General features: G+C 35.3%; 16 protein-coding genes. 11 read left to right on the top strand and 5 right to left on the bottom strand.

Annotation, left to right across the window (positions count from 1 at the left end):
- Window positions 1-186 precede the first annotated feature (186 nt).
- The 3 genes from yunB (at window position 187) to ACOQFO_RS02325 (ending at window position 2,372) form a co-directional block, all read left to right on the top strand.
- Entirely contained in the window at window positions 187-960 is a 774-nt protein-coding gene (gene yunB / locus ACOQFO_RS02335) for a sporulation protein YunB (RefSeq protein WP_421688110.1), read from the top strand.
- A gap of 118 nt (window positions 961-1,078) precedes the next feature.
- On the top strand, window positions 1,079-1,987 hold the full coding sequence (lipA, locus tag ACOQFO_RS02330) for a lipoyl synthase (RefSeq protein ID WP_421688109.1): 909 nt from the start codon (window positions 1,079-1,081) through the stop codon (window positions 1,985-1,987).
- 31 nt (window positions 1,988-2,018) lie between these two features.
- Window positions 2,019-2,372, top strand: a complete 354-nt coding sequence (locus ACOQFO_RS02325; RefSeq protein ID WP_421688108.1) for a YutD family protein — start codon at window positions 2,019-2,021, stop codon at window positions 2,370-2,372.
- A 48-nt stretch (window positions 2,373-2,420) separates the two neighbouring features.
- On the opposite strand, the gene ACOQFO_RS02320 is transcribed toward ACOQFO_RS02325, so the two are convergent.
- Window positions 2,421-2,687: a DUF3055 domain-containing protein gene (locus ACOQFO_RS02320; protein ID WP_421688107.1), complete on the bottom strand. Its 267-nt coding sequence runs from the start codon at window positions 2,685-2,687 to the stop codon at window positions 2,421-2,423.
- A 90-nt stretch (window positions 2,688-2,777) separates the two neighbouring features.
- Between ACOQFO_RS02320 and ACOQFO_RS02315 the strand changes: the two genes are divergently transcribed.
- Together ACOQFO_RS02315 and ACOQFO_RS02310 are read left to right on the top strand one after the other, a co-directional pair.
- Window positions 2,778-3,230: a DUF86 domain-containing protein gene (locus ACOQFO_RS02315; protein ID WP_421688106.1), complete on the top strand. Its 453-nt coding sequence runs from the start codon at window positions 2,778-2,780 to the stop codon at window positions 3,228-3,230.
- Window positions 3,227-3,994, top strand: coding sequence for a TIGR01457 family HAD-type hydrolase (locus ACOQFO_RS02310; RefSeq protein ID WP_421688105.1), 768 nt, complete (start codon window positions 3,227-3,229; stop codon window positions 3,992-3,994). Before ACOQFO_RS02315 ends, ACOQFO_RS02310 begins: the two co-directional genes overlap by 4 nt.
- Window positions 3,995-4,056: 62 nt before the next feature.
- Here ACOQFO_RS02310 and ACOQFO_RS02305 read toward each other — a convergent pair whose 3' ends face one another.
- Window positions 4,057-4,293, bottom strand: a complete 237-nt coding sequence (locus tag ACOQFO_RS02305) for a YuzB family protein (RefSeq protein ID WP_421688104.1) — start codon at window positions 4,291-4,293, stop codon at window positions 4,057-4,059.
- A 240-nt stretch (window positions 4,294-4,533) separates the two neighbouring features.
- On the opposite strand from ACOQFO_RS02305, the gene ACOQFO_RS02300 reads away from it, so the two are divergent.
- Window positions 4,534-5,607, top strand: coding sequence for an NAD(P)/FAD-dependent oxidoreductase (locus ACOQFO_RS02300; RefSeq protein ID WP_421688103.1), 1,074 nt, complete (start codon window positions 4,534-4,536; stop codon window positions 5,605-5,607).
- Between the two features lie 31 nt (window positions 5,608-5,638).
- On the opposite strand, the gene ACOQFO_RS02295 is transcribed toward ACOQFO_RS02300, so the two are convergent.
- The gene (locus tag ACOQFO_RS02295; RefSeq protein ID WP_421688102.1) at window positions 5,639-5,965 is read right to left on the bottom strand and encodes a YuzD family protein; all 327 of its coding nucleotides are present in this window, start codon (window positions 5,963-5,965) and stop codon (window positions 5,639-5,641) included.
- A gap of 87 nt (window positions 5,966-6,052) precedes the next feature.
- Here ACOQFO_RS02295 and ACOQFO_RS02290 point away from each other — a divergent pair, with 87 nt between their 5' ends.
- Window positions 6,053-6,289, top strand: coding sequence for a NifU family protein (locus tag ACOQFO_RS02290; RefSeq protein WP_421688101.1), 237 nt, complete (start codon window positions 6,053-6,055; stop codon window positions 6,287-6,289).
- Window positions 6,290-6,359: 70 nt separating this feature from the next.
- Here ACOQFO_RS02290 and ACOQFO_RS02285 read toward each other — a convergent pair whose 3' ends face one another.
- Complete coding sequence (locus ACOQFO_RS02285) at window positions 6,360-7,061, bottom strand: DUF2225 domain-containing protein (RefSeq protein ID WP_421688100.1); 702 nt, start codon at window positions 7,059-7,061, stop codon at window positions 6,360-6,362.
- Between the two features lie 160 nt (window positions 7,062-7,221).
- Between ACOQFO_RS02285 and ACOQFO_RS02280 the strand changes: the two genes are divergently transcribed.
- The 4 genes from ACOQFO_RS02280 (at window position 7,222) to ACOQFO_RS02265 (ending at window position 11,125) form a co-directional block, all read left to right on the top strand.
- Window positions 7,222-7,599: a HesB/IscA family protein gene (locus ACOQFO_RS02280; RefSeq protein ID WP_421688099.1), complete on the top strand. Its 378-nt coding sequence runs from the start codon at window positions 7,222-7,224 to the stop codon at window positions 7,597-7,599.
- A gap of 238 nt (window positions 7,600-7,837) precedes the next feature.
- Entirely contained in the window at window positions 7,838-8,335 is a 498-nt protein-coding gene (locus tag ACOQFO_RS02275; RefSeq protein WP_421688098.1) for an NUDIX domain-containing protein, read from the top strand.
- 158 nt (window positions 8,336-8,493) lie between these two features.
- Window positions 8,494-10,293: a carbon starvation protein A gene (locus ACOQFO_RS02270; protein ID WP_421688097.1), complete on the top strand. Its 1,800-nt coding sequence runs from the start codon at window positions 8,494-8,496 to the stop codon at window positions 10,291-10,293.
- Window positions 10,294-10,798: 505 nt separating this feature from the next.
- Complete coding sequence (locus ACOQFO_RS02265; RefSeq protein ID WP_421688096.1) at window positions 10,799-11,125, top strand: YuiB family protein; 327 nt, start codon at window positions 10,799-10,801, stop codon at window positions 11,123-11,125.
- 113 nt (window positions 11,126-11,238) lie between these two features.
- Here ACOQFO_RS02265 and ACOQFO_RS02260 read toward each other — a convergent pair whose 3' ends face one another.
- Window positions 11,239-11,715 carry a divergent PAP2 family protein gene (locus ACOQFO_RS02260; protein WP_421688095.1) on the bottom strand — a complete coding sequence of 159 codons (477 nt, stop codon included), beginning with the start codon at window positions 11,713-11,715 and terminating at the stop codon, window positions 11,239-11,241.
- Window positions 11,716-11,987: the final 272 nt, after the last annotated feature.

Below are 11,987 nucleotides of genomic sequence, written 5' to 3'. Positions count from 1 at the left end.
GTGAAAATATTTTGATAATTAATTTCCAGTTTTAAAAAAATGAACATTAAAAAATCCCACCTAAAATAGGAGGGATGAAATAAATTGGTTTGAGGAAAATCCTTGAACCACAAAGCTCGGCGAATGCCGAGAGTCTATTTATAGAATAGGAGGAGATTATTTTTGTTTTCTCGTAGGCCTAATACAATGTTTTCTCGAGGGAGGAAATGGAAATATAATAAACGCAAATCTGGAACTTCAAATCGAATCGCAATTTTCCTTTTAAGTCTTATCGCATGTATTATATTTTTTTTATTTTATATAAATGATCGATTGTTACCTACTTACTTAGAATACGCGGAAGTACAGACCTATAAAATAGCTTCTCACGTTGTAACCCGTGCAATAAGTGCAAAAAACATTATGAATGCTTCAGAGGTCATTGAAAATGTACCAACGAATTCAAATGAAATGGTTACTACGAAATTTAACACAGAAATTATTAATCGAGAAAGAGCTGAAATTGTAAGTCTAGTTAAACTCAACTTACAAGAAGCTGAAAATGGTGATTTGAGCCACCTTCCAGAGTTAGATAATGTACAATATGACGTAGGTAGTATGGAAGCTGGAGATGGAATTGTATTTTTTGTTCCTCTAGGTCAAGCGCTTAATTTACCTATAATAGGAAACTTAGGGCCAAAAATACCAATTCGTTTTCATATTATCGGTAATGTAAGTAGTGATATCGTTACAGATATTACCGAATTCGGTATAAACAATGCGAAAGTAGAAGTAGGAATTACTATTAGTGTTAACGTTCAAATTATTGTTCCGTTTGCAAGTAAAACGGCAACAGTAAATCAATACATTCCAGTAGCAATCGGTCTTGTTCAAAGTCCAGTTCCACATATTTGGTCTAATGGAGGCGATGGAGCACAGCCTTCTATAGAGGTACCAGTTCCATTAGAAAAAAATGAATAAAATTAATTCGCTCATAATTAAGACATTTATTGTACAATGGAACTAAGTTAATTGTTACAATGGTATTAATATGTTAAATTGACAACAAAGGATGCACTATGACGGGGGCGAATGATAAATGACATTAGGGAATAAAGATGAAATTTTACGTAAACCAGAATGGTTGAAAATAAAACTTAATACAAATGATGAATATAAAGGTTTAAAAAAATTAATGCGTGAAAAAAATCTTCATACAGTATGTGAAGAGGCTCGTTGCCCAAATATCCATGAATGTTGGGGCGAACGTAGAACGGCAACAATGATGATTCTTGGTGCTGTTTGTACTCGTGCTTGCCGCTTCTGCGCGGTAAAAACAGGTTTACCAAACGAATTAGATACTGCTGAACCAGAACGAGTGGCGGATTCTGTTGAAATTATGAATTTAAAACACGTTGTTATTACAATGGTAGCTCGTGATGATTTAAAAGATGGTGGAGCTGGCATTCTTGCTGAAACAATTCGAGCAATTCGCCGAAAATCCCCTCAAACATCTGTAGAGGTATTACCTTCAGATTTAGGTGGCGTAGAAGAGAATTTGCAAATGGTAATGGATGCGAAGCCAGATATTTTAAACCATAATATCGAAACAGTTCGTCGTCTTACTCCAAGAGTTCGTGCTCGTGCTAAATATGACCGTTCTCTAGAATTTTTACGTCGTGCGAAAGAAATGCAACCAGATATTCCAACAAAATCATCATTAATGATTGGTCTTGGTGAAACCTGGGATGAAATATTAGAAGTAATGGATGATTTACGTGCAAACGATGTAGATATTATGACAATTGGTCAATATTTACAACCTACTAAAAAACACTTACCAGTGAAAAAATATTACTCACCAATTGAATTTGGTAAGTTACGTAAAATTGCAATGGAAAAAGGATTTAAACACTGTCAGGCTGGTCCTTTAGTACGTAGTAGTTATCATGCAGACGAACAAGTTAATGAAGCGACAAAAAATAGACAGCTTCAATATGAAGGGTAATTAGCTTGCGTACGGTGAAGGGGGAGTTTAGGTGATCATCGCAGAGGGATATGTATATGAACTAATCGAAAATGTCCGTGATGGTTTTCAAGAAGATGTATTTATAGCACGCTACTCGGATGTATTAGCTAAATATGATTATATTGTTGGTGATTGGGGTTATGGTCAATTACGATTGAAAGGCTTTTTCGATGACCGCAATCAAAAATCTACATTTGATACGAAAATTAGCTCGTTTGAAGATTATTTGTATGAATACTGTAATTTTGGCTGTGCTTATTTTATCTTGAAAAAAACAGGCCGTGCACCTCGTCAAGTTGATGTACCAACAAATGAGGAAAACACAGACAGTACCAATGACATTGAAAAACAAGAACAAATTTAATTTATTTAAATTGAAAGGACCAACTCATTATGAGCTGGTCCTTTTTGTTTAAGAAAGTAATTCCGTTAAGTACTCTCGTAAATCCTCTGCTTCTTCTTCTGTTTTATTGTACACATATTCTAAATAGCCTGGCTCATCTATGTCGTCAGGGCCGATAATGGCAAATCGACTCGATTGCATATCCAATACTAGTACTTTCCCAAAAAATCTTCTCGATTGAACAATTGCTAGATCATATCGAATCAATTTCCCAGTAAAACTAACGAATCTTGTTTTGGTATCCTCTGTATCATCATATAAGAAAAAACGTTCCATTTTGTTTTATTCCTCCCAATTCATAAAGATATGGTACTATAAAAAAGAAACGACTATCAACTTAATTGATTGAAATGGGGGCAACATGACATGTACTTTGTCGATCGCAATAAAATTATCATTACATTAAAACATTTAGACGAAATCTTAAACTTGTTAGAAAAGTCAAACGAATGGTTGGACAATGATATTACAACACTTGCACTACAAAGAATAGGGCATAATACAGTAGAATCATTAATGGATGTAGGGAACTTAATCATTGATGGTTTTATCATGAGAGACCCAGGAAGCTATGATGATATAATCGATATTTTAGTCGATGAAAAAGTCATTACAAAAGAGATGGAACAGCCTATAAAAGAGGTTGTAGCACTTCGTAAGATGATTGTAAGAGATTTCGTTCAAGTGGATAATGAACAACTATTAAAAGGATTAAAAGATAATCTAGCTGTCTTAAAAACGTTCTCTGGCCATGTCTTAAATTACTTAGAAAATGAATTAGGACCAGTATCAGCATTTTTACCGGAGAATCAAGAATGAAATTATTCAAAGCCTATTGTTTTGATTTAGATGGGACGGTTTATAGAGGGAAAGAAGGTATTGATTCCGCAGTGCGATTTATTCATCGCTTGCAAGAAAAGGGATTAGAATACTATTTTATTACCAACAATTCTTCAAAGACTCCATCACAATTGCAACAAGCTTTAACTAACATTGGTATTGAAACAGATACTTCTAGAATTTATTCAAGTGCCATTACAACTGCCAAGTATGTATCTCAAAATTATCAAGCTGCAAAAGTACATATGATTGGGTCAGATGGTTTAAGAGCAGCATTTAAAGAAGAAGGAATAGAAGTATCAGATGAGCTAGAAGTAGATGTTGTAGTAATGGGGATTGACCAAACTGTAGATTATATGAAATTGGCTAAAGCAACTGCAGCTGTACAAAATGGTGCGAAACTCATTGGTACAAACAAAGATGTTAAATTCCCTAGTGAATATGGTTTTCTACCGGGGAATGGATCCTTTGTTAATTTAGTTGCAAATGTAGCTGGTGTTGAGCCTTTATTTATTGGTAAGCCATCACCGGTCATGCTAGAGGTTATTCAAGAAGAGTATGGATACTCAAAAGATGAAATGGTTATGATTGGAGACAATTACGATACGGACATTTTATGTGGCGTTCACTTTGGGTGTGATACGATTCATGTGAATACAGGTGTGACGAACACGGAGACGGTTTTGAAGCAAGAGGTACAACCTACGTATTGTGTTGAAGATTTAGATCAAATCCAATTATAAAAAAAGCGCGTACAATTTACTTTGTACGCGTTTTTCATTGATATAGCTAATACCAATAAATATTAGAAAAGAGGATTTTCCTCTATATATTCATAAATCTTCTTCGTTAACTCTTCAGGTGTATCTGCTTCTACGACATCACCGTTAACTAGAGCGTAAAGTGTTCTGTCACATATTGTACAATGGCTAAGGCAGCCATACTCAAGAACATCGATATTCGGATCACGTTCAAGTATTTCATAGGTCTCTTGTGCACCGTTTGCTAGATTACTAATACAAAATTCTACTAGTGGATTCAATGGAGTTCACCTCAGGCTTGATGCTACTCTGTTTTTTCATTTTCGTCAATCTATCAGTTTTAACTTAAGAAAATTAAGAAAATTCTAATAAAAAAACTAATAATTCTCCAATCTAATAAGTAGAAAAAAGCATAAAAATATTTTGTGATACATTTCACAAAAAATATTGTGAAATGTATCACAATGAGCTATACTCAATTGTGTATTATTTGTGAACCACGTATATAAAGGGAGAGTTATATGAAGAACTTAGTTTTATTAGGTGGAGGTTATGGAAATATGCGAATGTTACTTCGTCTATTACCGAATAACTTCCCGGAAGACACGATGATTACTTTAATTGACAGAACACCATTTCATAGTCTGAAAACAGAATTTTATGCATTGGCTGCAGGAACTTCAACAGATAGAGAAGTGCGTGTGGACTTCCCAGTTCATCAAAGACTTGAAAGTGTGTATGGTGAAATAACTAAAATTGATACGAATGAAAAAATCGTTTATTTAGATCAAGACCGTGAAATCAAATATGATGACCTAGTGATCGGATTAGGTTGTGAAGATAATTACCATGGAGTACCAGGAGCGCAAGAATATACATATAGTATTCAAACCATTGCAAAATCTCGTAATACTTTTGAAAAGCTATGTGGTTTACCAGCTGGTTCAACTGTGGGTATTATTGGTGCTGGTTTAAGTGGAATTGAATTAGCAAGTGAACTACGCGAAAGTAGAGCAGATTTAAACATAAAATTATTTGACCGATCACACCGTATTTTACGAGAATTTCCAGAAAAATTAAGTAAGTATATAAAAGAATGGTTTGAAAAAAATAATGTAGAAGTGATTGCTGAGTCTAATATTACGAAGGTTGAAGAAAATGCATTATATAATCACGACCAAATCATTCATGTTGATGCTGCAGTATGGACAGCAGGTGTTCAACCAGTAAAAGTTGTTAGAGAGATGGAAGGTATAGAGAAAGATTCAAAAGGCCGACCAATTGTAAATCAATATTTCCAATTAGTAAATGACGAAAACGTATATGTCATTGGAGATTGCGCTTCATCAGATCTACCACCAAGTGCTCAACTTGCTGAAGAACAAGCTGAACGCGCAGTTAAAGCTTTAAAATGTAAATATAATAACGAACCATTACCAGTAAATATGCCTGAAATAAAATTAAAAGGATCTTTAGGATCTTTAGGTAAAAAGCATGGATTTGCATTAGTTATGGATATGGCAGTTACAGGTCGAATCGCACGACTAATGAAATCTGGATATCTTTGGTTCTATAAACGTCAAGTAGATATATAAGAAAGAGAAAAAGCACTTTGCTTCTTCTCTATTATTCTACAGGAACAAATCCTAAATTCTCTAATGCACTAAATACAGGTTTAATTTGAATATAGCCTTCACCGATTACTTCATTATTGATTAACACAAGTGGGTAGAAAAATTCATCATTTTGAATACGTTCTGCCCATTCTTTATCACGATCATCTGTTAGTGGTTGTTCAATATCAATATAACGGATTGTATAAGGTTGGTTTGGATATTTTCGATCAATGGCTGCTTGTAACCATTCATATGTATCTTTAGAAGATGGAGCATTGACACAACTAGCACAAATAACTTCCGCTCCATATACTTCTATTATGGTATTATTTTTCATATAGAATCTAACAACCTTTCTAACTTATATATTGGATTTTTTCACTTCTTCACATTATAATAATTTTAATGAAAGGAGTCGAGGGAAATGACAGAATTAGAACAAAAACAACAAGTGCAAGAAGTTTTAGATAAATTACGCCCATTCTTATTACGCGATGGTGGAGACTGTGAATTAGTAGATGTAGAAGATGGAATCGTTCGTTTACGTCTTTTAGGTGCATGCGGTAGCTGCCCAAGTTCTACAATCACTTTAAAAGCAGGTATTGAACGTGCTTTATTAGAAGAAGTACCTGGTATTGTAGAAGTAGAACAAGTATTCTAATCATTCAACTATATAGGGAAAGGCTGTCTAATGTAGTCAATTAGATAGCCTTTTTCTCATTTGGATCCTATTAATTTGATTCTTGTCTTAACTTCTCACGTTCTTCACGAACGAGTTGCCATTGTTCTTTTGCCATATCAATGAGCTTTGCTTCTCCGCCAATACTTTGTTTTTCAATTACTTTAGAGAAAAAGCGAGTTGCATTTTCTAAATCATTGAGCCTACGAGAAAGTTCTGCAATCATATACATGATTCGGACACCTGACATTTGAGTACCAGCATAGTCTTCAACGGAAAAAGACTCAATATAATAATCGCGTGCCATTTTTAAAAAGCGATTTTCTTGTAGTTCATCGCCAAGAGAGCGATACATCCAAGCAATGCGTAAAGATAACCCAGCAAGAGAAACGAATTTTTCTTTCTTTACTGTTCCACAATATAGAGCAAGTTTATATGCTTGTAGCGCTTGTGAAATTGTTCGTTCTCCATTAAAATCCTGCGGAACCCACTTTTTTGAAATATGTTCTAATATTTCTTCACGTACACCAGGTGCAAAATATTTAGAGAAGTCTTCCGTAAAGGAAAACCCACAATGTTTACAAACAAACACATTGTAGAATAAGGCATTTACATTTGTGTCACTATAAATAGGACGAAAATCAGTTTCAGTGTGATCTACCTTAATAAATTTTGTACGTACTTTAAATGAAGGAAACTTCTTTTTACAATGAATACATTCAATTTCTTTTTCATAAAACGGTGTAATTTCCATAACAAATACTCCTCAAACTACAATCTATAAGACTATTATAACAGTAATCAAAAGTATTTTGATAAACCAAAATACCTATATTGATGAAAAGCAGTAATGTTGAATTGATACGTAGAAAATTGATATCATATAAATAATAGGCAGAAGGAAGGTGACAGGGATGACAAGTGAAAAGAAAGTAATTGAATTAACAGAAGCAGCTTCATACCGTATTAAAGAAATGCAAAAGCATAACGAGGAAGAAGGTTCGTTCTTACGTGTTCTTGTACATGGTGGAGGTTGTAGTGGACTTTCATATGGTATGAATTTTGACCAAAATCTTGATGAAGAAAAAGATTTCATAGACGAACAACACGGCATTAAAATTCTTGTTACCCGTGAAGATGCACCAATCTTAATGGGTACAAAAATTGATTACAAACAATCATTAATGGGTGGCGGTTTTACAATCGATAATCCGAACGCCATCGCATCATGTGGTTGTGGAACTTCATTTAGAACAGCAAAGGTTCAAGGTACGCCTGAGGTTTGTGAGTAATAATTAATATTAGTTCCTGAATAGTAGGTCTCCTCAATTTGTGAGTTGTATACTTCACAAATTGAGGAGGCATTTTTGTAGTGCTCAAATTCCGAATTCATTCACTTTAAACAATATATTGATGATGTTCTCATTCGTTGAATCATGTAATTTGCTTTGATGGATGAGTTTTTTCGTTTGATGTCTTTTCGTAAAATGTATAATAGATAAAAGATGTGTTAGACAGAGGGGGATTTGGATGAAGAAAGATCGCGGAAAAGTTTGGCTTGGCGTTGCTGGGGTAGTCATAAATTCAGAAGGAAAATGGCTTGTTGTAAAAAAGACTTATAGTGGATTAAAAGGGGTATGGTCATTACCTGCAGGATTTGTGAAATTTGGTGAGACTGCAGATGAGGCAGTTGTACGTGAAGTAAAGGAAGAAACAGGTATTGATTGTATTGTGACAGGTTTAATTGGTTTACGTACAGGTGTCATTAGACAAGAAATTAGTGATAATATGGCCATTTTTTATTGCCAACCGATTAATGACCACCAAACGATTACAATTCAAGAACAAGAAATATCAGAAGTGAAGTGGTTGACCGTTGACGAGTTAGTTAATGGAGGGCAAGCCTCTGTTATGTTAAGGGAAATGGCAAGTCATGAATTGAAAAATCATCAGCTTTTAAAAAAGGAAAACATTAACCCTGGCGATGTATTTGAATATTCAACCTATAAACTATTTTTCAATAAATAATTATTTATTAAATAAATTTTACAAATATTAACTTATCCTTTGTGAATAGAAATATTCATAGAGTCATATGTTAGTGAAAAGTGCTCGAGCTAACTTTGATATTGTTGTTGTTGTTTTATAGTCGAATGTCTAATTATGAAATCAATTGGGGGTTTGCTATGAACGCACTATCTATTGTAATAGGTGCCATTTGTGTACTTATTATTGGGTATCGTTTATATGGGTATTTCTTTACTAAGAAAGTTTTACGTTTAAACGAAAAAGAATTAACACCTGCTCATGAACTTAACGATGGAAAAGACTATGTTCCCACAAATAAGTGGGTTGCCTTTGGTCACCATTTTGCGGCGATTGCTGCTGCGGGTCCATTAGTAGGTCCGGTGCTAGCTGCTCAATTTGGTTATTTACCAGGACTTTTATGGTTATTAATTGGGGCAGTAATTGGTGGTGCTGTACACGATGCAGTTGTATTATTTGCTTCAATGCGTCGTAAAGGGAAATCGCTTTCAGAAGTAATGAAGGAAGAGTTAGGCCCAGTTGCAGGTTTCTGTACTGGACTAGCAATGTTATTTATCATTACAATCACGATGGCTGGTCTTTCCATGGTTGTTCTTGGAGCTTTAGAGCGTAACCCATGGGGAACTTTTGCTGTAGCCATTACAATTCCTATTGCGATGCTTGTCGGAATTGCTTATAAGAAAACAGGAAATTTATTGGTAACGTCGGCAGTCGGATTTATTTTATTATTAATTGGTGTATTTGTTGGACCAATGATTCAAGGGACAGCATTAGGCGACTTTTTAACATTTGATCGCCAAACTTTAGCAATTATTTTACCGGCTTATGCATTCTTTGCAGCTGCACTTCCCGTTTGGTTCTTATTGGCACCAAGGGATTATTTAAGCAGCTTTATGAAAATTGGTGTATTCATTGCTTTAATCATTGGGGTATTTATTGTTAACCCTGTTATTCAATTCCCAGCTGTAACTGAATTCGTTAACGGTGGTGGACCTATTATTGCAGGACCTGTATGGCCGTTTGTATCCATCACGATTGCTTGTGGTGCCATCTCAGGATTCCATGCATTTATCGGTTCTGGTACAACTCCGAAAATGTTAAATCGTTGGGAAGATATTCGTGTCGTTGGATTTGGTGCAATGTTAGTTGAGAGTTTAGTAGGGGTTATGGCTTTAGTTGCTGCAACTTCATTACTTCCTGGTGATTACTTTGCAATTAATGCATCACCTGCCGTGTATGCAACGCTAGGTATGGAACCTACAAATCTAGCTTCTTTATCTCAAACAATTGGAATGGATTTAGAAGGACGTACAGGTGGGGCCGTTTCACTTGCTGTTGGGATGACTCAAATCTTTATCGGTATACCATGGTTTTCAGGAATGGCCTCATTCTTCTACCAATTCGTCATTATGTTTGAAGCGGTATTTATCCTAACTGCGATTGATGCTGGTACTCGTGTAGCTCGTTATCTAATCCAAGATTTCCTGGGCGATGCATATAAGCCTTTGAAACGTACTGATTGGTTACCAGGAAACATTTTCGCAAGTGCAGTAGCGTGTTTAATGTGGGGTTACCTACTATACTCAGGAGAAATTGGACCAATCTGGGCATTATTTGGAGTATCTAACCAGTTAATGGCTTCAATTGGTTTAGTTTTAGGGGCTACTGTTATTCTAAAAATGGCTTCTAAACGTATCTACGTACTGACATGTATTATTCCATTAATCTATCTATATATCACTGTAAACGTTGCCGGTGTTTGGATGATCATGAATGTGTACTGGAATAGTGCAGCAGGCGGATATTCAATCTTAAACGGTATACTATCAGTCATTATGTTGATTCTTGGCTTAGTGATTGTCGTAACAGCTGTGAGAAAATGGATTGAATTATGGAATAGTCCTAGATTTGTCAATGGTAAGGCAGTCGGGGCAGTTTAATAGGGTAGTAAGTTTTATGAAACTGAGGCTGGTGCTCACGTTGTTGGGCGCTGGCTTTTTTTCGTTAGAAGCGGTCTCAAGGACAAAATTAGGAGGAAAACAGGAAAAGTGTCCATGAGAAGCAGTCTCAAGAACAAAATCACGAGAAAAACGGGAAAAGTGTCCATGAGAAGCAGTCTCAAGGACAAAATCATGAGAAAAACAGAAAAAGTGTCCATGAGAAGCGGTCTCAAGGACAAAATCAAGAGAAAAAAGAAAAAAGTGTCCATGAGAAGCTGCCTCAAGGACAAAATCACAAGAAAAAACAGAAAGAGTGTCCATGAGAAGCGGTCTCAAGGACAAAATCACAAGAAAAACAGGAAAAGTGTTCTTGAGAGACGAGCTGCTTGTCACAATAGTATCGTTTCAACAAACTAATAGACAAATTATTAACTACTTTTCTATTTGAAAGCACTCAATATATCGGTTACACTAGTTGAAGAGAAAATCGGAGGTATACATACTTATGAGTCAGGTTTCTATCGTACAGTTAATTATTTCTATTGTACTATTTTTTGTAATGTTCTTTGGAATTGGATTTTTACTAAATATGCTACTACGCATGACTTGGTTAATGGCGATCGTATATCCAATCGTAGTTATCTTCATTATCGATGAAGTTAGTTTCTTAGATTACATATTTGATGCAGGATCTGCTTTCCCAGCATTATGGGATAAAATTCTATCTTTGCAAGTTGTTGATATTGCGATATTAGTCGGAGGATTTGCAGGGGCAATCGTGGCAGGAATTGTCATGATATTCTTACGTAAAAGCGGCTATCGAATGTTCTAACTTCATTAATTTTCTTAGCCCAATCCCGATTGCGGACTAGCTTTACTCGTCCCCAAAAACAAAAATAAACTTCAAGAAAAAAAGTGCAATCGGCTTTCCGATGGCACTTTTTTTTATCCTATTAAATTGTAATAAATGATTGCAATCAAAATCCCTGTAACCGCACCTGATAATACTTCACTAGGCTTATGACCTAACAATGTTTTCAGTTCTTCGTGTTTTTCCTCATCTGATTTATCTGGCCATCTCGATATCTCTCTAAAAAATACATAAAGGTCATCTCGAATTTGGTTTAGTGCTGCAGCATGTTGTCCAGCTTGATAACGAACGCCACTCGCATCGTACATAACAATACCAGCTAACATGGCGGCTATTGCAAAGGTAGGGGAGCTTAAGCCTGTTTCAAACCCAACTGCAGTTGCAAGACTTGTTACAGCAGCTGAATGAGAACTAGGCATACCGCCAGTTGATGTCATTAAGGACCAATTCACTTTTTTGGTGAGTACAAAATTAATTGGAACTTTAATAAATTGTGCGAACAGAATCGAGAATAGTGCTAATAATAAAGGTGTATTCTGTAATAAAGCCAAAACGTAAAATCCCTACCTTTCTTATTCTATAGTTAAAGTATAGCACAACTGTTCCATGATAAATAACTGATTCTTCAATAAAATCACATAACATTATTGTAAATTTAAATTTTGGTATAAAATAGAGATATTAGGTAGTGTCAAAACTTCTATGAAAAACTGAAAATCACAATAGTTCAGGGCGGAAATCATTCTCCGAACGAGAGGACAATCGCTCTTGACAAACATTCCGAAAAGGTTGCGCCTTGTTTTTGAGGGCGAAGGGAAAAAAG

The sequence above is a fragment of the Ureibacillus sp. MALMAid1270 genome (assembly GCF_049202975.1).
Taxonomy (GTDB): Bacteria; Bacillota; Bacilli; order Bacillales_A; family Planococcaceae; genus Ureibacillus.
Note: the sequence above shows the minus strand (reverse complement) of the source record. Positions and strands in the feature narration are given on the sequence as shown.